The sequence below is a fragment of the Gordonia sp. SL306 genome (assembly GCF_026625785.1).
Taxonomy (GTDB): Bacteria; Actinomycetota; Actinomycetes; order Mycobacteriales; family Mycobacteriaceae; genus Gordonia.
This window is the reverse complement of sequence record NZ_CP113063.1, coordinates 1245075-1262031: the sequence shown is the minus strand read 5'-3', so window position 1 is coordinate 1262031 and position 16957 is coordinate 1245075. Positions and strand designations below refer to the sequence as shown.

At 66.7% G+C, this 16957-nt stretch carries 17 protein-coding genes and 1 riboswitch; of the genes, 12 read left to right on the top strand and 5 right to left on the bottom strand.

From position 1 onward, the window contains the following. Nucleotides 1-104 precede the first annotated feature (104 nt). Nucleotides 105-623 carry a DUF3592 domain-containing protein gene (locus OVA31_RS05665; RefSeq protein WP_267630125.1) on the top strand — a complete coding sequence of 173 codons (519 nt, stop codon included), beginning with the start codon at nucleotides 105-107 and terminating at the stop codon, nucleotides 621-623. Here the strand turns inward: OVA31_RS05665 and OVA31_RS05660 are convergent. Beyond that, nucleotides 575-1192, bottom strand: a complete 618-nt coding sequence (locus OVA31_RS05660) for a Type 1 glutamine amidotransferase-like domain-containing protein (protein ID WP_267630124.1) — start codon at nucleotides 1190-1192, stop codon at nucleotides 575-577. The genes OVA31_RS05665 and OVA31_RS05660 overlap by 49 nt on opposite strands. Before the next feature lie 158 nt (nucleotides 1193-1350). Between OVA31_RS05660 and OVA31_RS05655 the strand changes: the two genes are divergently transcribed. The 8 genes from OVA31_RS05655 to OVA31_RS05620 all read left to right on the top strand — a co-directional run bounded on the left by OVA31_RS05655 (nucleotide 1351) and on the right by OVA31_RS05620 (nucleotide 9112). Further along, nucleotides 1351-1959: a TetR family transcriptional regulator gene (locus OVA31_RS05655; protein ID WP_267630123.1), complete on the top strand. Its 609-nt coding sequence runs from the start codon at nucleotides 1351-1353 to the stop codon at nucleotides 1957-1959. A gap of 175 nt (nucleotides 1960-2134) precedes the next feature. After that, nucleotides 2135-3667, top strand: a complete 1533-nt coding sequence (locus OVA31_RS05650) for a nitric oxide reductase activation protein NorD (RefSeq protein WP_267630122.1) — start codon at nucleotides 2135-2137, stop codon at nucleotides 3665-3667. Then, a complete protein-coding gene (locus tag OVA31_RS05645) occupies nucleotides 3664-4470 on the top strand; it encodes an AAA family ATPase (RefSeq protein WP_267630121.1) in 807 nt (268 codons plus the stop codon). The genes OVA31_RS05650 and OVA31_RS05645 overlap by 4 nt, the downstream gene beginning before the upstream one ends. A 122-nt stretch (nucleotides 4471-4592) precedes the next feature. Then, nucleotides 4593-5333, top strand: a complete 741-nt coding sequence (locus tag OVA31_RS05640; protein ID WP_267630120.1) for a hypothetical protein — start codon at nucleotides 4593-4595, stop codon at nucleotides 5331-5333. A gap of 40 nt (nucleotides 5334-5373) precedes the next feature. Continuing rightward, on the top strand, nucleotides 5374-5877 hold the full coding sequence (locus OVA31_RS05635; protein WP_267630119.1) for a hypothetical protein: 504 nt from the start codon (nucleotides 5374-5376) through the stop codon (nucleotides 5875-5877). Nucleotides 5878-5889: 12 nt separating this feature from the next. Continuing rightward, nucleotides 5890-7047 (top strand): phosphotransferase family protein, encoded by a 1158-nt coding sequence (locus OVA31_RS05630; RefSeq protein ID WP_267630118.1) that lies wholly within the window; start codon nucleotides 5890-5892, stop codon nucleotides 7045-7047. 94 nt (nucleotides 7048-7141) lie between these two features. Continuing rightward, nucleotides 7142-8284, top strand: a complete 1143-nt coding sequence (locus OVA31_RS05625; RefSeq protein ID WP_267630117.1) for a glycosyltransferase family 4 protein — start codon at nucleotides 7142-7144, stop codon at nucleotides 8282-8284. Between the two features lie 129 nt (nucleotides 8285-8413). After that, nucleotides 8414-9112 (top strand): demethylmenaquinone methyltransferase, encoded by a 699-nt coding sequence (locus OVA31_RS05620; protein ID WP_267630116.1) that lies wholly within the window; start codon nucleotides 8414-8416, stop codon nucleotides 9110-9112. 100 nt (nucleotides 9113-9212) lie between these two features. Here OVA31_RS05620 and OVA31_RS05615 read toward each other — a convergent pair whose 3' ends face one another. Both OVA31_RS05615 and OVA31_RS05610 read right to left on the bottom strand, forming a co-directional pair. Beyond that, complete coding sequence (locus OVA31_RS05615) at nucleotides 9213-10190, bottom strand: oxygenase MpaB family protein (protein WP_267630115.1); 978 nt, start codon at nucleotides 10188-10190, stop codon at nucleotides 9213-9215. Nucleotides 10191-10216: 26 nt separating this feature from the next. Next, nucleotides 10217-11491, bottom strand: coding sequence for a geranylgeranyl reductase family protein (locus tag OVA31_RS05610; protein ID WP_267630114.1), 1275 nt, complete (start codon nucleotides 11489-11491; stop codon nucleotides 10217-10219). 102 nt (nucleotides 11492-11593) lie between these two features. Here OVA31_RS05610 and OVA31_RS05605 point away from each other — a divergent pair, with 102 nt between their 5' ends. Together OVA31_RS05605 and htpX are read left to right on the top strand one after the other, a co-directional pair. Further along, nucleotides 11594-12613, top strand: a complete 1020-nt coding sequence (locus OVA31_RS05605) for a polyprenyl synthetase family protein (protein WP_267630113.1) — start codon at nucleotides 11594-11596, stop codon at nucleotides 12611-12613. 89 nt (nucleotides 12614-12702) lie between these two features. Continuing rightward, nucleotides 12703-13563, top strand: coding sequence for a zinc metalloprotease HtpX (gene htpX, locus OVA31_RS05600; protein WP_164310965.1), 861 nt, complete (start codon nucleotides 12703-12705; stop codon nucleotides 13561-13563). A 15-nt stretch (nucleotides 13564-13578) separates the two neighbouring features. Here htpX and OVA31_RS05595 read toward each other — a convergent pair whose 3' ends face one another. Then, a complete protein-coding gene (locus OVA31_RS05595) occupies nucleotides 13579-14361 on the bottom strand; it encodes a 3-oxoacyl-ACP reductase (RefSeq protein WP_267630112.1) in 783 nt (260 codons plus the stop codon). Continuing rightward, nucleotides 14352-14444: riboswitch (TPP riboswitch) on the bottom strand. Its footprint overlaps the gene before it by 10 nt. A gap of 113 nt (nucleotides 14445-14557) precedes the next feature. Here OVA31_RS05595 and OVA31_RS05590 point away from each other — a divergent pair. Next, the gene (locus tag OVA31_RS05590; protein ID WP_267630111.1) at nucleotides 14558-15523 is read left to right on the top strand and encodes a phosphodiesterase; all 966 of its coding nucleotides are present in this window, start codon (nucleotides 14558-14560) and stop codon (nucleotides 15521-15523) included. Here OVA31_RS05590 and OVA31_RS05585 read toward each other — a convergent pair. Continuing rightward, nucleotides 15468-16886 carry a stealth family protein gene (locus OVA31_RS05585; protein ID WP_267631415.1) on the bottom strand — a complete coding sequence of 473 codons (1419 nt, stop codon included), beginning with the start codon at nucleotides 16884-16886 and terminating at the stop codon, nucleotides 15468-15470. The two genes, OVA31_RS05590 and OVA31_RS05585, sit on opposite strands and share 56 nt — an antisense overlap. Nucleotides 16887-16957: the final 71 nt, after the last annotated feature.

The window sequence follows — 16957 nt, the reverse complement described above, 5'->3', positions numbered from 1 at the left end:
CTGGCCGCAGTATCGGGTTCCGGCTTCGAGCTGAAGCTGCGGCCAGAAGCTGAAGCTGCGGCCAGAACCAGATGGGTCGGAACAGGCCGACTAAGGTGGTGGCCGTGAACCCGACCATCCTGCGCCGTGTGCAGATCGTGCTGCTCGTACTCGGCGTGGTGGTCACGACGATGGGCCTGGTCCTCGTCGCGGGGTGTCACAGGAATGATCGGCAGATCGACGAGAACCGTGCGATGGTCATGGCCGACGTGGTGTCGGCGGATCGGCTGCACGCCGCGGTCAACTTCCAGACCCCCGACGGCCAGTTCCACAGCCCTCGTCTCGGCCTGCTCTACCCGACGGAGCTGACCCAGGGCCAGCGCATCAGTGTCGAGTACGACGTCACCAATCCGGACCTGGCGCGACCGGCCGGGCGCAGTTGGACCCTGGCGATCGTCCCGGCGCTGTCGATCGCCGTGGTCGGGTGGCTCGTCGTCGGTGCGGTGATGATCGCGCTGTCCGAGATCAATCGCCGGATGCTGTCCCGCTCCTCATCGGAAGACCTCACCGACCAAGACATCACCGACGACCCGGATCAGGACGCGACCACCGAGACCGAATCACCGGAGACCAGCAACGCCTGATCGTCATCGAGGAATCGCAACGGGAACCGATCGCCGAAGCGGGTGCGCAGCTCGTCGACGACGGCCGTCCCGCTGACGATGCCGTCTGCGTGCGGCACCACCACCTCGTCGATCCAGCCGAGTCCGGTCGTCGAGGCGAGGCCGGTCGCCTCGGCCGGGTCGTCGAGCATGCCGAGGGGCTCGATGTCGGGTCCGACGACGCAGGCCCCCGCGCTCGCACCGAGATAGGGGAGACCGGCGCGGACATGCTCGGTGAGGATCTCGGCGAACCCGGTCCGACGCAGCGCCGCCAGCAGATGGAAGACGTTGCCGCCGGAGACGAAGACCGCGTCGAGGTCGTCGAGTGCGACGGCCAAGTCCGTCGTCGGCATCGTCTCGACGTCGAGCTCGACGGTGGTGAACCCCTGGTGCCGTAGCGTGCTGCGATCCAGGTCGACCCAGGCCCGGTCGGAATAGATCGACGACGCCGTCGGCACGAAGCCGATGCGCGCATTCGGGGCCGCCCCGTGAGCGGTGAGGAAGGCGGGAACCGCCCCCAGCCATCGACTCAACAGCAGCATTTCGGCCATGCCACCAGACTGCCACGGCGGATGGAAAACAGCCGATTTCCCAATTTCGTTGACGCCTGTCACTGACATCTGTCAATATCACTCCAGTTGGGCTTACGGGATGCACACCAGTGTCTACCTTCACTGCTGGCTGTCGACGAGGAACTGACGAGCTGAACATGAGCATCGAGCGGGAAATACCAAGGGGCCGTGAAGCTCAGCGCCTGCAGACGCGAGAACGTCTGCTCGACGCGGCGGTCGCGGAATACCGGGAGCGGGGGATGGCGGATGCCGATCTGGGTGCCATCGCGACAACCGCCGGTGTTGCGCGTGGAACCTTCTATTTCCACTTCCCGACCAAGGAGCATGTACTTCTCGAACTGGAGGAACGCGAAGAGGCACGGATCGCCCGGGAGTTGAATCGGTTTCTCGCGAAACCGCGAGACCTCCGAACGTCGCTGACCAAGACTGTGCGCCTGATCCTTGCGATGGAGGGCAGACTGGGTAGGAGTCTCTTCAAGGACGTTCTCGCGGTGCACTTCTCGCCAACGAGGCCGCTGACCGACGAATGGCGCGGACACCGGGTGATCGTGCTGGTGGTCGGCATGATCGAGCGGGCCCGCGACGAGGGCGAAGCCGAGGTCGTCGTGGACCCATACCACAGCGCGGTCTTCTTCCTCTTGGGGCTCTATGCGATGCTGGCGGTCACCTCGGATGCGAAGCCGTTGCGCGACTTGGCGATAGAGAACTACCTGACCACCGCGATCCGCGGCCTGGAGCCTCGATGAACCGAACCGAAAGAGATGGAGCCGAACATGTGGCAGGAAATCGTACGACTCGGCTTTGCGTGGGGCCTGATCATCGGGGTCATCGCGTTCTGGTACTGGATCATGAGCAACATCGGAACGTTCTGACCGATGTGCGCCTCGGTACCCGGCGTGCAACCGTCGCGGTGAGTACGCGATGACCGTTCGAGAGGCATCGCACGCGATGACCGTCGAGCGTAGCTGTGGACTCACGGCCGTCGCCTTCTCCGAACGGCGTCGTGAGGGCGTTCGGCTGATGACGGGACCGCGTCGGGGATTCGGGTTGAATCCCGGCCGCACGATCGTGCATGTCCCGTACCCTCCACTGAGTCCCGACTGGAGGCGTTCGACGCTCACCTGCGGTGTGGCACTGCAATGTTCGCCGTCCAAGGACCGCATTGCCCAGTACGAACTCCACGAACTCGATGCCCGGCAGCGCGGCGCGCTGTCGCTGGTCGAGGGCAGCGTGGCGGCTGGCTGGATCGCCGACCGACTCCCGGGTCTCCTGCCCGAGATCCGCCGCCAGATACCGCATCTCGAGATCAGTGATCATGACGTCGACGGTGCGGAGATCATCGAACGGGCCCTGACCCTCGCACGCTCACGTACCCGGCTCGACGGTCACCCCGTGCTCGGGGAGCTCCCGCTGCGCGCGCAGGCGCGAGGTGCGCTCTCATCCGCGGTCCGCCGCGCCTATGGGCGGATGCCGTGGACGTCGTCGCGAATCGACGCGAAGCGGCTCATGTCCGTGCCGGTGGGCGGCGACGGTGGTGCACGCAACTCCAACCTGCCGCCGCCGAGCAAACCCGAGAACGACGAGATCGAGATACGTGCCGACCAGCGGGCCGGGATTCCGTACCCCGAGTGGAACATGTGGCGCGACGAATTCCTGATCGATCACGTCGCGGTGCTCGAACGCAAGCACCCGACGCGCAACGGCCCCGTCGCGTCGGTCTCACCCGACATCCGGAAGTGGTTCGCCGAGCACACGCACCGAGCCGTGCGCGGCGGTCTCGAGGACGGTTCCGACATCGACGTGGACCGGTACGTGAGCCACTACATCGACACCCTCACAGGGGAGGCGGGGCAACCGCGGGTGTTCCGCGAGCTGCTGCCGAGCGCACGTGACGTCAGCACCGCATTGCTCCTCGACGGCAGTTCGTCGCTCAGCTCGAACGGCGGACGCGCCTTCCGTACCGAACTGGCGTGCGCCGACGCATTGTCGCGGGCGATGACGCTCTCCCGAGAGAAGCACGGCATCTTCGTGTTCTCCGGCAACACCCGGCACCGGGTGGAGGTCAACTGCCTCAAGGACTTCGCCGATCCGCACTTTTCGGACCCGAGCAGCCTGGGTTTGCACACCGGTGGTTACACGCGCCTCGGTGCGCCGATCCGTCACCTCACCCGACGACTGCTCGATCAGCCGTCCGAGCGGCGGCTGCTGATCATCATCGGCGACGGGCTGATGTCGGATGAGGGGTACGAGGGCCGATACGCGTGGGCCGATGTGGCGCACGCGCTCGTCGAGGCCGCGGAGGCAGGCGTCTCGATGTACTACATCGGCATCGGGCCCGTCCGCGTCGATCCGCTGCCGGAGGTGTTCGGAGAGCGGCGGTCTCGCCGTATCCGGCGTTCCGACGACCTCCCGGAGGTCCTGGCCCACATTCACCGAGAGTTGGTAGCGCAATGAACGACGATCTCTATTTCTCCAGTGGCAACGAGGTGCAGCTGTTCGAATGGGCTTTTGCCCAGCACATGCCGGTGATGCTGACCGGTCCGACCGGCTGCGGGAAGACCCGATTCGTCGAGCACATGGGGCATCTCCTGTCCCGCCCGGTGATCACGATCAGTTGTCACGACGATCTCACCAGTGCCGATCTGGTCGGTCGCTTCATGGTGACCGGTGGCGACGTCGTCTGGACCGACGGCCCCCTGACCACGGCGGTGAAGAGCGGGGCGATCTGTTATCTCGACGAGGTGGTCGAGGCGCGCCACGATTCGCTGGCGATCCTGCACTCGCTCACCGATCATCGGCGCACGCTGTACCTCGACCGCGCGAACGAAACCGTCAAGGCGCCTGTGGGTTTCATGCTGGTCTGCTCCTACAACCCGGCCTATCGCAGTTCACTCAAGGAGCTCAAGCCGTCGTTCCGCCAACGCTTCGTGACGGTGCCGATGGATTACCTGCCTCCCGAACGCGAGGTCGAGGTGCTGCTGGCCGAGGCCGAGGTGGACCGCGCGGTCGCGCAGCGACTGGTCGAGTGCGCCATCACCATTCGGGCCGCCGATGACGTCTTCCACTTCGAACCGCCGTCGACCCGGGTCCTCGTCGCGGCGGCGCGATTCATCGCCGCCGGTGCCGGCGAGATGGAAGCCGCCGAGGCGTGCATCCTCGCGCCGCTGAGCAGCGACGGCGCGATCCACGAAGGCCTTCGCGAGATCGCGACGGCACACCTTTCCACTTCTTCCGACATCTCGAGGAGAACACCGTGAACGAACAGGACCGCAGGCGCAGGCGAGCACTCATCGTGTTCCAGATCGTCATGTACGGATTCCTGCTGTGCATGTTCCTGATTCAGCTGAACATGTCCTTGACCAGGGATTGGTAGGCCGACATGAACTTTCCGACGATCAATCGCAAGAACGGCTCCGGCAGCGGCGCCGCGGTGAAGGCCTCGCCCACGACCGGGTTGACCTACGACGAGCACGACGAGGACAGTCGGCGCGCACAGCGGCAGGCCGACTACTGGCTCATCGTCGGCACGGCGCTGATGGGCACCTTCGTCCTCGGTCTGATCGGGCTCCCGATCTTCCTCCGTGGCCTGTACCTTCAGCGGCGAGCCCAACAGGAGGGCCTGTCGGTGCGTCCGATCATGGTCACCCTGATCGGATACCTGGTTATCCTCGACGCCTTCCTGAACAGCATCGGCTGGGTGATGGACGTCCTCGCCAACCACACCCTCATCGACCGGGTGTTCTTCACCGCGTGGGGGAATCTCGTCGACAACGGATACTTCTGGCACTACAACGAGCTGTGGATCGGCGGGTCGAGCGCTCCGGGCGAGAAGGGCTGGGAGATCGCCTGCATCTTCGTCGTTTTCCCGATGCGCATCGCCGCCGCGATCGCCTTCCTGCAGATGAAGCGCTGGGGGCACCAGTGGCTGACCGTTACCTGCTGGTTCGGTGTGGTCATCTGGGTCGGCTACATCGTCAACATGACGATGTACGGCGACATCCGGTTCCAGGGCACCGTGTTGCCCGTCATCGGCTGGTGGCTCTACGACATCTTCTACATAACGCCGTTCCTGGCGATCCCGTACTTACACACGGTCAACCGCGAGATCTTCTCGGATTGAACTGCCCGCCGCCCATCGCCTTCTCTGCGAGGAGAACATCATGAGCAAGACCACGCCATCGGCCCAGTCCGGCAACGACGCCGACGAGGATCTGCCACTCGGTACCACCAAACAGTTCTCGCGGATGCACAAGTGGCTGAAGCGGGGGATCGTCACCTGCCTCGTCGTCCTCGTCATCGAAGGGTCGATGACCGTGCCGGCGCTGGCGATCTACTACGGCTGGCCCACCCTGTCGCTGACCCAGATCTGCGACGAGTTCATGAAGGTGCGCTGGGCCGACGACAACGCGGAGTGCGACAGCCCGTACCCGATCAAGGGCCCGCCCTTCGGCGGACAACCCGAAGGGGCGGGGCGCGAGACCGCGAAGGACGATTGGGGCGTCCAGCCCAAGTCGGGCCTCGACCGGATCGGGTTCCGGGAACTCGTGCGCCACAAGGAGGAACGCGAGGCGCGTCAGAAGGCCCAGGCGCAGGCTGCTCAGCAGGAGCAGGAGCAGGAGCGGGCGCCGGCACCGAAGGTTCCCGGCGGAGGTCCGCAGAACTGACGACGGATTCAGATGGCAGCACAGACGTTCGGCACACTCCTGGGCGTCGGCCTGGCGGTCACCGAGGCCGCCCGCGCCGGACTCGATCGCAGCATCTCCTATCGCGCAGGCATCCCACTGCGCATCGACGACGTGACCTCGCAATGGCTGGCCGGGGCTGTCGGCCTGCCGCCCGGCGCGATCACGTCCATAGATGTCCTCGATCAGGATTCTGGCACCGCCGCGCGTGCACGGGTGGCGGTCACGTCCGACACCGACCTGCCCGAGACGCTCTTCGTGAAGCTGCCGCCCCGCAACTACTTACAGCACGTACTCATGAACGTGTTCCGACTGGGTATCCGGGAGGTGGTCGCGTACCGTGCGCTCGGCGACAGCCCCCCGATTCGGGTGCCGCGGTGTCACGTGGCGCAGGCCGACCGGCTCCGGCGGCGCAGTGCCCTGGTGCTGGAGGATCTCTCGGGTACTGCCGAATTCCGCACCTGTGTCGACTCGGTGAACCAGGCCGAGGCCGAGGCCGTCGTCGATTCGATGGCGGATCTGCACGGAACCTATTGGGAAACTGCGTGTTTCGAAGGTGACCTGCAACCTCTGGCCCATCGGTCGGCGTCGGAGATCCGCGTGGCCGATCTCATCCGCCGCCGGTTCATCGCCGACATCACCGGGCACACTGCGGATCTGATCCCCGGCGACACCAAGCGGCGGTGTCGCATCTTCTACGAACGCAGCGGCGACATCGACGCGTTCTGGGCGGCGCAACCCCGGACACTCATCCACGGTGATCCGCACCTGGGCAATCTCTTCTTCGAGTCAGGTGGACCGGGGTTTCTGGACTGGCAGATCGCATCGGCGGGGGTGGGCATCCGCGACGTCGCGTACTTCGCCACGGCGTCGGTGGAGCCGGAGTTGCTGCGGGTGATCGAGCGAGCCCTGGTCGAACGCTACGTCGGGCGCCTCGCCGCGAAAGGTGTGCACGCGGACCCGGAACGCATGTGGACGTTGTACCGCGCCGTGATCACCGAGATGTTCCTGGCCGCGGTGTGCACGGCAGAGGCGGGTGAACGCATGCAGCCGTTCGAGGTGTCGCGGGTCGGGGTCGAGCGTGCCGTCGCGGGGGTGACCACACATGACAGCTTCGCGGTGTTGGAGGAGCTGATCGACCAGAACCGCTGAACGTCTGGGTCGGGCATCCAGAGTTCACCGATTGTTCGGGCGGCACTCACCGCGGCCGACCGGATCCGACAGGCGGTCGGGGCACGATGGGGCCATGCGGGTCGCGATCGTCGCCGAGAGTTTCCTGCCGCAGTGCAACGGAGTGGTCAACTCCGTCCTGCGGGTCGTCGAGCACCTCGAACGCACCGGCCACGAGGCCCTGGTGATTGCACCGGACACACCGCGAGGTGAGGCAACGGCACCACGACTGATCGGCCGTCGGACCGCGGTGCACCTGGTGCCGTCGGTGATGGTTCCCAAGGTGACGTCGTTGCCGATCGGAGTGCCGACGCCGACGCTGTACCGCACCTTGCGCGACATGAACCCCGACGTCGTGCATCTGGCCTCGCCGTTCGTCGTCGGTGCGGCAGGCGCGGCCGCGGCCCGGCGCCTCGATCTGCCGTCCGTCGCCGTGTTCCAGACCGATGTCGCGGGGTTTGCCGCCAGTTACGGGCTCGCGGTCACGTCGCGACTGGCGTGGCGCTACACGCGGCGCCTGCACGAGATGTGCGACCGTACCCTCGCGCCCTCGACCGACACGATGAGAATGCTTGCCGCGCAAGGTGTGCCGCGCGTGCACCATTGGGGCAGGGGCGTGGATCTCGAACAGTTCGACCCGGCGAACGCCGATGCGGGACTGCGCTCCGACTGGGGTCGAGGCCGACTGATCGTCGGCTTCGTGGGCCGGCTCGCGCCCGAGAAACATGTGGAGCGGCTCGCATCGGTGGCCGACAACCCGTCGGTGCAACTCGTCATCGTCGGGGACGGACCTGAACGCGCTCGGTTGGAGGCCCTGATGCCGCGGGCGGTGTTCACCGGGGAGCTCCGCGGTGCCGCTCTGGCGCGGGCCTACGCCAGTTTCGACGTGTTCGCCCACGCCGGTGAGCACGAGACGTTCTGCCAGACGATCCAGGAGGCGATGGCCAGCGGACTGCCGGTCGTCGGCCCGGATGCCGGCGGCCCCCGTGACCTGGTCAACCACTGCCGAACGGGCTATCTACTGCCCCCGCCGGAGTATGCCGACCGCCTGCCCGCGGTGGTCGCAGTGCTGCGTGACGACGCGTTGCGGGCTGAGATGGGGCGAGCGGCGTTGTCGGCGGTCCGGGCGCGTACGTGGCCGGTGATTTGTGACGAACTGCTCGGGCATTACCTCGCGGTCATCGATGGTGACCTCGCGATTCGCCCACTCGCGGGCTGAGCGCGTCGGCGATCGGAATATGAACGCGGTGTGAGCGCGCCGTCGAGGAGATCATTGTCGTGAGCTCTCGCTGAGACTGCATTCATATCGGTTCTCGTTGCTCGCCCGGCGGCCGGTAGCGTAGTCGACATGGGAACCGGGCCGCAGGAACGCGCAACGCTCGACAAGGATCCGGCCGAGGTCGCGGCCATGTTCGACGGTGTGGCCAAGCGCTACGACCGGACCAATACGGTGCTGTCGTTCGGGCAGGACCGCGGCTGGCGGCGCAAGACCCGCAAGGCTCTCGATCTGGGTCCCGGCGACATCGTGCTGGACCTGGCGGCCGGTACCGCGGTGTCGACGGCGGAGCTCGCGACGTCGGGTGCGCACTGCATCGCCGCGGACTTCTCGCTGGGGATGCTCAAGGCGGGCGCACACCGGGACGTGCCCAAGGTGGCGGCCGACGCGCTCGCCCTGCCGTTTGCGGACGAATCCTTCGACGCCGCCACCATCTCGTTCGGGCTGCGCAACGTCCACGACGCGCCGAAAGGGCTCGCCGAATTGCGTCGGGTTCTGAAACCTGGTGGGCGCCTGGTGATCTGCGAGTTCTCCACCCCGACCTTCCGCGCGTTCCGAACCGTCTACATGGAGTATCTGATGCGGGCGCTGCCTGCGGTGGCGACCAAGGTGTCGAGCAATCCGGCCGCGTATGTGTATCTCGCGGAATCGATCCGCGCGTGGCCCGACCAGACGCATCTGGCGGCGCTGCTCCGGACGGCGGGATTCTCGGATGTCAGCTGGCAGAACCTGACCGGCGGGATCGCGGCGATTCATTCCGCGGTGCGCTGAGGGGGGTCTCGATACGCCGGCTCGGCTGGCGCCTCGCCGGCTACTCGACCGGCATCTGGTGGCGGCTCGGGTGGCGGGTGCGTGGCGCCTCGGCCGCCGGTTATGCGGTGCTGTCGGCGGAATCCTGGTTGCTGTCGGCGGGGTTGTCGCGGTGGTGGGGCACCGGGCAGCCGGGGGTGAACGTGCCGAGTTCCTCGAGCCGGTATCCGCGCGGATAGCCGCGGACCTGCTTGGTCTGACGGCCGTAGAGCGGCTGCGTGCGCGGGCGGGCGACGAGCCGGATGGCGAGGCCGCGTAGCTTCAGCCCGCCGCGGACCAAGACACGTTCGGCGACGCTCGGCTTCGGGTAGTGGAACGCGGTCAGCAGGCGATCATCCATGAGCGCGAAGGACATTCGACGCACCACCCAGCGCGGTAGCAATCGGTAGGGCAGGAAGGTGCCGAGCAGATCGAGCGTCGAATCGGCCACCGCCAGCGACTTCGTGCTGAACTCGAAGTGTCGTCGCTCGTAATCCTCGTAGTACTGCTCGAACTCCTCGTACGTGGCCGGAATGTCCTTGATGGCCATGCGCTTTCCGAGCATGCGGTAGTGGTTGGTGAGTCCGGTGACCTCGTGGCCGGTCAGCTTGCGCCATTCGTACGAGTTCACCCACTGCACCGGGCACACCACGAAGGTGGAGAGCACGTACAACATGTCGTCGTTGGAGATGTCGTACATCGCGTGCATCTGGTTGATGCGCCGGACTCCGGCGCGGCCGGCCGCACTGTCGAAGCCGTGCTCGATGGGTGCGTCGAGCAGCAGCACGGTGTCGTCGTAGCGCTTCTGCGTCTGCTTGGTGAACTGCTGCGTGTCGTAGAGCAGTTCACCGATCGACGGCACCGCGTAGGTACGGAACAGGGCGAAGCTCAGAGCCTGGGTGATGCCCCATGGGAACTCGCGCGTGGCGAGCAACGCGGAGATGCCCACCGGGTCGTCGACGGCGTCGATCGCGTCGATCTCACCGCGCAGCCGGTAGCGGGACGCCACGCGATTCTGCACGGCATGTTTCACCCGGGTGGGAAGGCTGGCTGCACTCATCGTTGAAACATATCACCGAAAATGTCTCATCGGAACGGTGGGCGCTGGTCGATCTGCGACGACAGTCGCCCGGCCGTGCGCCACGCGCGGGCGACCAGGTCGGCGTCGTCGGGGGTGATCAGGTTGCCCATCACGCGGACGACCATCGACATCAGGTGTGCCGACCGTATGCCGGGGCGGCCGAGGGTGGGAACTGCCTGTGGGACCGTCAGCAGTCCGGCCAGTCGTCGGGCCGCGGAGAACGCGAGGCCGTACTCGCCGATCAGGACATCACGCCAGCGAATCGTGTGGTCGGGGGAGCGGCGGGTCTCGTCGAGCAGTTCGACGGCGAGGCGACCGGCCTCCAGCGCGTAGTCGATGCCCTCGCCGTTGAGCGGGTTGACCAAGGCCGCGGCGTCGCCGATGAGCATCCAGTTGGGTCCGGCGACGCCGGTGACGGCACCGCCCATCGGGAGGAGGGCCGACGTGAGGCGTTGTGGTGGTCCCTCGATGGCCCACTCGTCGCCGACCATGCGCGCGTAATGCTCGAGGATGGGCCGTAATGCCATGTGCGCCGGGCGTTTCGCGGTGGCGAGGGCGCCGACGCCGACGTTGAGCAGGTTGTCTCCCGCGGCGCCGAGGGGGAACACCCATCCGTAGCCGGGCAGAAGTGCGCCGTCGGGGCCGCGGAGTTCGAGGTGTGAGCCCATCCAGTTGTCGTCGGCGCGCCCCGACCTCACGTAGGCGCGGGCGGCCACCCCGTAAGCGGTGTCGCGATGCCATTCGCGCCCGAGGGCCTTGCCGAGTCCGGATCGCACGCCGTCGGCGACGATCACGTCGCCCACCGCGATCGACCGGGCGCCCTCGACGGTGTCGATGACCACCTCGGCGATCCGGCCGTCGCGCATCGTCACGTCGACCGCCTTTGCTCCCTGGACCATCCGTGCGCCCCGCGCCACCGCGAGGGCACGGATCTCCTCGTCGAGTTCGACGCGGGAGACGGCGCTGCCGAAGGAGGGGAAGCGACCCGAGGGCCACCGGATCTGCTGCGAGGCGCCCCAACCGTGCAGGGTGAGTCCGTCGAGGCGCGGCCGGTCGTCGAGAAAGCGGCCGAGACCGAGGTGATCGAGCTCGGCGACCGCACGCGGGGTCAGTCCGTCTCCGCAGGTCTTGTCGCGGGGGAACGTGGCCGCATCCAGCAGGACCACGTCGCGTCCTGCCGTCGCGGCGTGCGCGGCCGCGGCGGATCCTCCGGGCCCGGCACCCACGACGAGGACCTCGGCGCGCTGCGGTATCGGGGGCGGGGGTATGTCGCTACTCACCCGACCAGTATGTCGGCCCCGCTCAGCGACTAGGCTCGGCAGCAGGCCCCGAGAGCGACCGGCGGCCCTCGAGACCGACGACGAGATGGAGCGGTGGAACGCGTGAAGTCCACATTCGCCGGGCTGGACCTGGGCACCGACGAGTTCGCCGACACCGTGCGCGCATCGTTGGCGCAGGTCGAGGACCTGCTATTGACCGAACTGTCGTCAGGCGACGAGATCATGACGGAGGCGGCCACACATCTGGCCAAGGCCGGGGGCAAGCGGTTCCGCCCGATGTTCGCGATCCTGGCCTCGCAGTTCGGCGAACGACCCGGGGCGTCGGAGGTGATCACCTCGGCCACCGTCGTCGAGATGATCCACCTGGCGACCCTGTATCACGACGATGTGATGGACGAGGCGCAGTTGCGGCGCGGTGCACCCAGCGCCAACGCGCGGTGGACCAACAGCGTGGCGATCCTCTCCGGCGACTTCCTGTTCGCCCGTGCATCGCGGCTGGTGTCGACACTGGGCCCGGATGCCGTGCGGATCATCGCGGAGACATTCGCCGAACTGGTCACCGGCCAGATGCGCGAGACCGTCGGGGTCAGCGCGGGTGGCGACCCCATCGATCACTATCTGCAGGTGGTGTGGGAGAAGACCGGTTCGCTCATCGCGGCGGCCGGACGGTTCGGCGCGATGGCATCGGATGCGACGCCCGACCGTATCGAGCGGCTGTCGCGGCTCGGCGACATCATCGGCACCGCCTTCCAGGTGTCCGACGACATCATCGACATCAGCTCGGCGAGTGGTGACTCCGGCAAGACGCCGGGCACCGATCTGCGTGAGGGCGTGCACACCCTGCCCGTGCTCTACGCGCTGCGCGCCGACGATGCGGCATCCACGCGGCTACGCGAGCTCCTCTGCGATCCGCAGACCGGCGCGGCCCGTCCGGTCACGGACGACGCGGTGGTCACCGAGGCCATCGAGGTGCTGAACGCGTCGTCGGGCATGGTGGCCGCGCACGACCGTTTGCGCGCCTACGCCGACGAGGCGGAGGCCGAGCTCGCGCAATTGCCCGAGGGGCCCGCGCACACAGCGTTGTCGTCGCTGGTGCGGTACACGATCGACCGGACCGGGTAGCTCGGGGAACCTCAGGCGCGCATCTGTTCGTTCGGTATGTGAAGGACTTGGCGACGGGCGCCGGGTCGGATGCTCAGAACGAGGGACAGATGCACTTCAATGGCCTGAAGACGGCGGCCCTGATGGGGCTGATGTCGGCGATCATCGTCGGGATCGGGGCGCTCTTCCGCAGCCCGACCATCTTGCTGCTGGCGGTGCTGGCGGCAGTCGGCATGAATGCCTACGTCTATTTCAACTCGGCGAAGCTCGCGCTGCGGTCGATGCACGCGCAGCCGGTGACCGAGGTCGAGGCTCCGGTGCTGTACCGGATCGTCCGCGAGCTCGCGACGACGGCCCGCCAGCCGATGCCGGCGCTCTACATCAGCCCGACCGAGTCGCCGAACGCGTTCGCCACCGGCCGCAATCCCAAGAACGCCGCCGTCTGCTGCACCGCGGGCATCATGCGTCTGCTCGACGAGCGGGAACTGCGCGCGGTGCTCGGCCACGAGCTGTCGCACGTCTACAACCGCGACATCCTGATCTCGTCGGTGGCCGGTGCGATGGCGTCGGTCATCACCGGCCTGGCGAACTTCGCGTTCTTCTTCGGCGGCGGTAACCGCGACGGGAACGGACCCGGCATCCTGGGCGTGCTGATGATCAGCCTGCTCGGGCCGCTGGCGGCCTCGTTGATCAAGATGTCGGTGTCCCGCTCGCGTGAGTACCAGGCCGACGAGTCGGGCGCGGAACTCACCGGCGATCCGCTGGCCCTGGCCTCGGCATTGGCAAAGATCAGCGGCGGGATCGATCAGGCGCCGCTGCCACCGGACCCGAAGATCGAGTCGCAGTCGCACATGATGATCGCCAACCCGTTCCGAGGCGGGAACGTCGCGAAGATGTTCTCGTCCCACCCGCCGACACCCGACCGCATCGCACGGTTGCAGGAGATGGCGAGGCGTTCGGGCCGAGGGTGAACGGCGCCCGTAGCGCTAGTCCTTGACCAATCCGCCGTCGACGACAAGGTTCTGACCGGTGACCGCCCGCGACCACGGCGACGCGAAAAACAGTACGGCATCGGCGAATTCGTCGGGTGTCGTGACTGTTCGCAGGGGCGTGCCCGCGGCGATGGCGTCGAAGACCGCAGTCGGGGTGGCGGCGCTGGCATCGGTGGTGCGCAAGAGTCCACCGGACACCATGTTGACGGCGATGCCGTCGGGACCCAGGTCCGCGGAGGGCGTTCGGGTCAGTGCGAGAAGTGCGGCCTTCGCGGCGGTGTAGTCGTGATAGGGGACGACGGGATTCTGCACCAGGTTGGTGCCGATGTTGACGATGCGGCCGAATCCGGCCGACCGCATGTCGCCGAGGACCGCCTGCGTGGTGTTGAGCGCGGCCGCGACGGTTCCCCGGAACTGGGCGTCGAAGGCCGGCCAGTCGATGGTGTCGGGCTTGGCGCGGTCGTCGCCGTTGAACGAGAAGTCGGCCAGCGCATTGTTGACAACGGTGCAGACCGGCGCGCCGAAGTGTTCGCGGGCCCGTGCGACGAGGTCGAACACCGCGTCGCGGTCGGTCGCATCGGCGCCCAGGGCCACCGCCCGCCCCGCGCCACCGAGTTCATCGACGAGCTCGGCCGCGGCCGAGGCGCTGCGGTGAAAATTGATGACCAGCCGGGCACCTTGTGCGGCAAAAGCTTTGGTGATCGCGGCGCCGAGGCCCCGGGCGCCGCCGGTGACCAGGACGATCTGCTCGGAGAGTGCAGGAGCGAGCGCATTCATGTGGACATCCCTTCGCCAGTGCTAACTGGACAGGTTCGGCGGGTGTGGTCTCAGCCGCCGGTGCGGCACCCCGTGTCGTGTTTCATCAGATCATGCGCCCGCGCGAGCACCCGACGCAGGCACACACGTCTAGGGTTGGACACAGGCAGGCGCCCAATCGGGCTCTGCACATCGGGCGGGCGGAAGCAGGAGACCGATGAGCAACAGGGGTCCAGACGGTATCCGGATGTCGGAGTACCCCCATCCGTCGCACCTGATCCTGCACCTGAGTGACACGCATCTGGTCGGCGATGCCGGCCCGCTGTACGGTGCGGTCGACAGCGAGGTGACACTGCGGCAGATCCTCGCCGAAGTCGAGGCTTCGCATGTGCGCCCCAATGCGCTGCTGTTCACCGGCGACCTCGCCGATCGGGGAGAGGCCGCGGCCTATCGGAAGTTGCGGTCGATTGTCGACGAAGTCGCAGAATCCATTGGTGCGCAGGTCATCTGGTCTATCGGAAACCACGATGATCGAGCGCATTTCCGGTCGGAGCTTCTCGGCGAGGCGCCCTCGGTGGCACCGATCGATCGTGTCTACGACATCGACGGTCTCCGTCTCGTCGCTCTCGACACCTCGGTGCCGGGGAGCCATCATGGCGAAATCGCCGAGGATCAACTGGAGTGGCTTGCGGCCGAACTCTCGGTGCCCGCGCCACACGGCACCATCCTGGCCATGCACCATCCGCCGGTCCCGTATGTACTCGACCTCGCGGTTCTGGTGGAGTTGCGCGACCAGCACCGACTCGCCGACGTTCTGAGGGGCAGCGACGTGCGCTCCATCCTCGCCGGCCACCTGCACTACTCGACGACCGCGATGTTTGCCGGTATTCCCGTCTCGGTCGCGTCGGCCACCTGCTACACGCAGGATCTCACCGGCCCGGCGGGGGCGTTGCGTGGCCGTAACGGAGCCCAGGGCTTCAATCTGGTGCACGTCTATCCGGAAACCGTCGTTCACTCGGTGGCCCCGGTCGGCGACTACGACACGGTCGGTGAATATGTGAGCTCGGCCGAGACCGAGCGGCGGCTGAACGAGGCGGGCGTCCGCATACCCGGCTCGAGACGGCCGCTCAGACGTCTTCCCAGGGTGCCGGGATCGGGAAGTAGTTCTGCAAGAAGTGGGTGACCTTCGTGGCGCGCACGTCCAGGTCGACATCGGGTGTGCTGCCGTCGTTGAGGCAGAAGAAGTCCATCGACCGCTTCGTCAGGAGTGAATCCATCTGTCGGAGGCCGGATTTCGACGTGGTGTCGACGTATTTGACCTTGGCTGAGCGCTGCACCACCGCGCGGCCGCTCATGAGCGCGTAATAGTGATAGAGAGAGTTGGTGACCGAGATGTTGGTCTCCGCCCGAAAGGTGCTGGCCGCGGTGGCCGCGAACTCGGCCGGGAACTTGGCCTCCATCTCCGCCATCACGCTCTTGCGCAGGGGCGTCGCCGCATGCTCGAGATGGCGGGTGGTGACCAGGCCGAACCGATCTCTGAGGAGCCCGCGATTCACCCGCGCCGAATTCTCGAATCCGCTGCGCTGATCGTTGTTGGAGCCCAGTCCGATTCGGATCGGTGCCTCGATGAACATGCTCACTCCGCCGGGGGAGAAGAACATCTGCGGGCTCACGGAACGACCGAAGAACATGTCGTCGTTGGAGTACAGGAAGTGTTCGGCGAGACCGGGAATGCGGTGCAACTGTGACTCGACCGCCTGCGAATTGTGGGTCGGCAGGACCGACGGATCTGCGAAGAACTCCTCACTGCGCACGAACGTCACCCGCGGATCATCGGAAAGCCATGCAGGTTTCGGTGAGTCCGTGGCGATGAAGATCCTCCGGATCCACGGGGCGTACATGTGGACACTGCGCAGCGCATACCGCAACTCGTCGATCTGGCGGAACCGGGCCTCGGAATCGTCACCCTCGCCGACCACGTGGCTCTGCATCCTCTTGGCGCGCTGAGCCTGCCATTCCTGCGAGGACCCGTCCACCCAGGAGAACACCAGATCGATGTCGAACGTGACGTCGGAGGCCTGGTGGGCGAACATCTTCTCGAATGTCGGCCACGTGCGCCCGAACCTCTCGACCTCGCTGCGTACCGCCTCCCGTGACGAGACCGTTCGTCGTGTCAACGAATTGGCCACGGGCAACAGGAGATCGTCGCCTGCCGTCGTCCACAATTCGATCTGCACTCCGGTCGCCGCTCCGAACGTCATGCCGCTGGCGAGGTGGACGCGTGGGCGGAACAGGCGGAACACGCGGGCTTTGCGGTGCGTCGACAACGCGCCGTCGGCGACGAGGACCGGCCTGGCCCGTCCCGCACCCACGGTCTTGGCATAGAACGGATGATCCGCGCACGCTGTGGCCAACGCCGACCTGAAGCGCTTGCGCAGCGCCCAGTCGATCGCCAGCACGGGACGTTCATCGTTCCCGCGAACCAGCAAGTAGCCGATCTCGGCCCGGTCGAGGACGTCACGCAGGAAGAGAAGATCCTCGACCATCGCTTCGTGGGGTGTGGTGCTCGTGTTCACCAATGCGAGGCGGCCGTTGAATCGGACCACATCGGGATCGC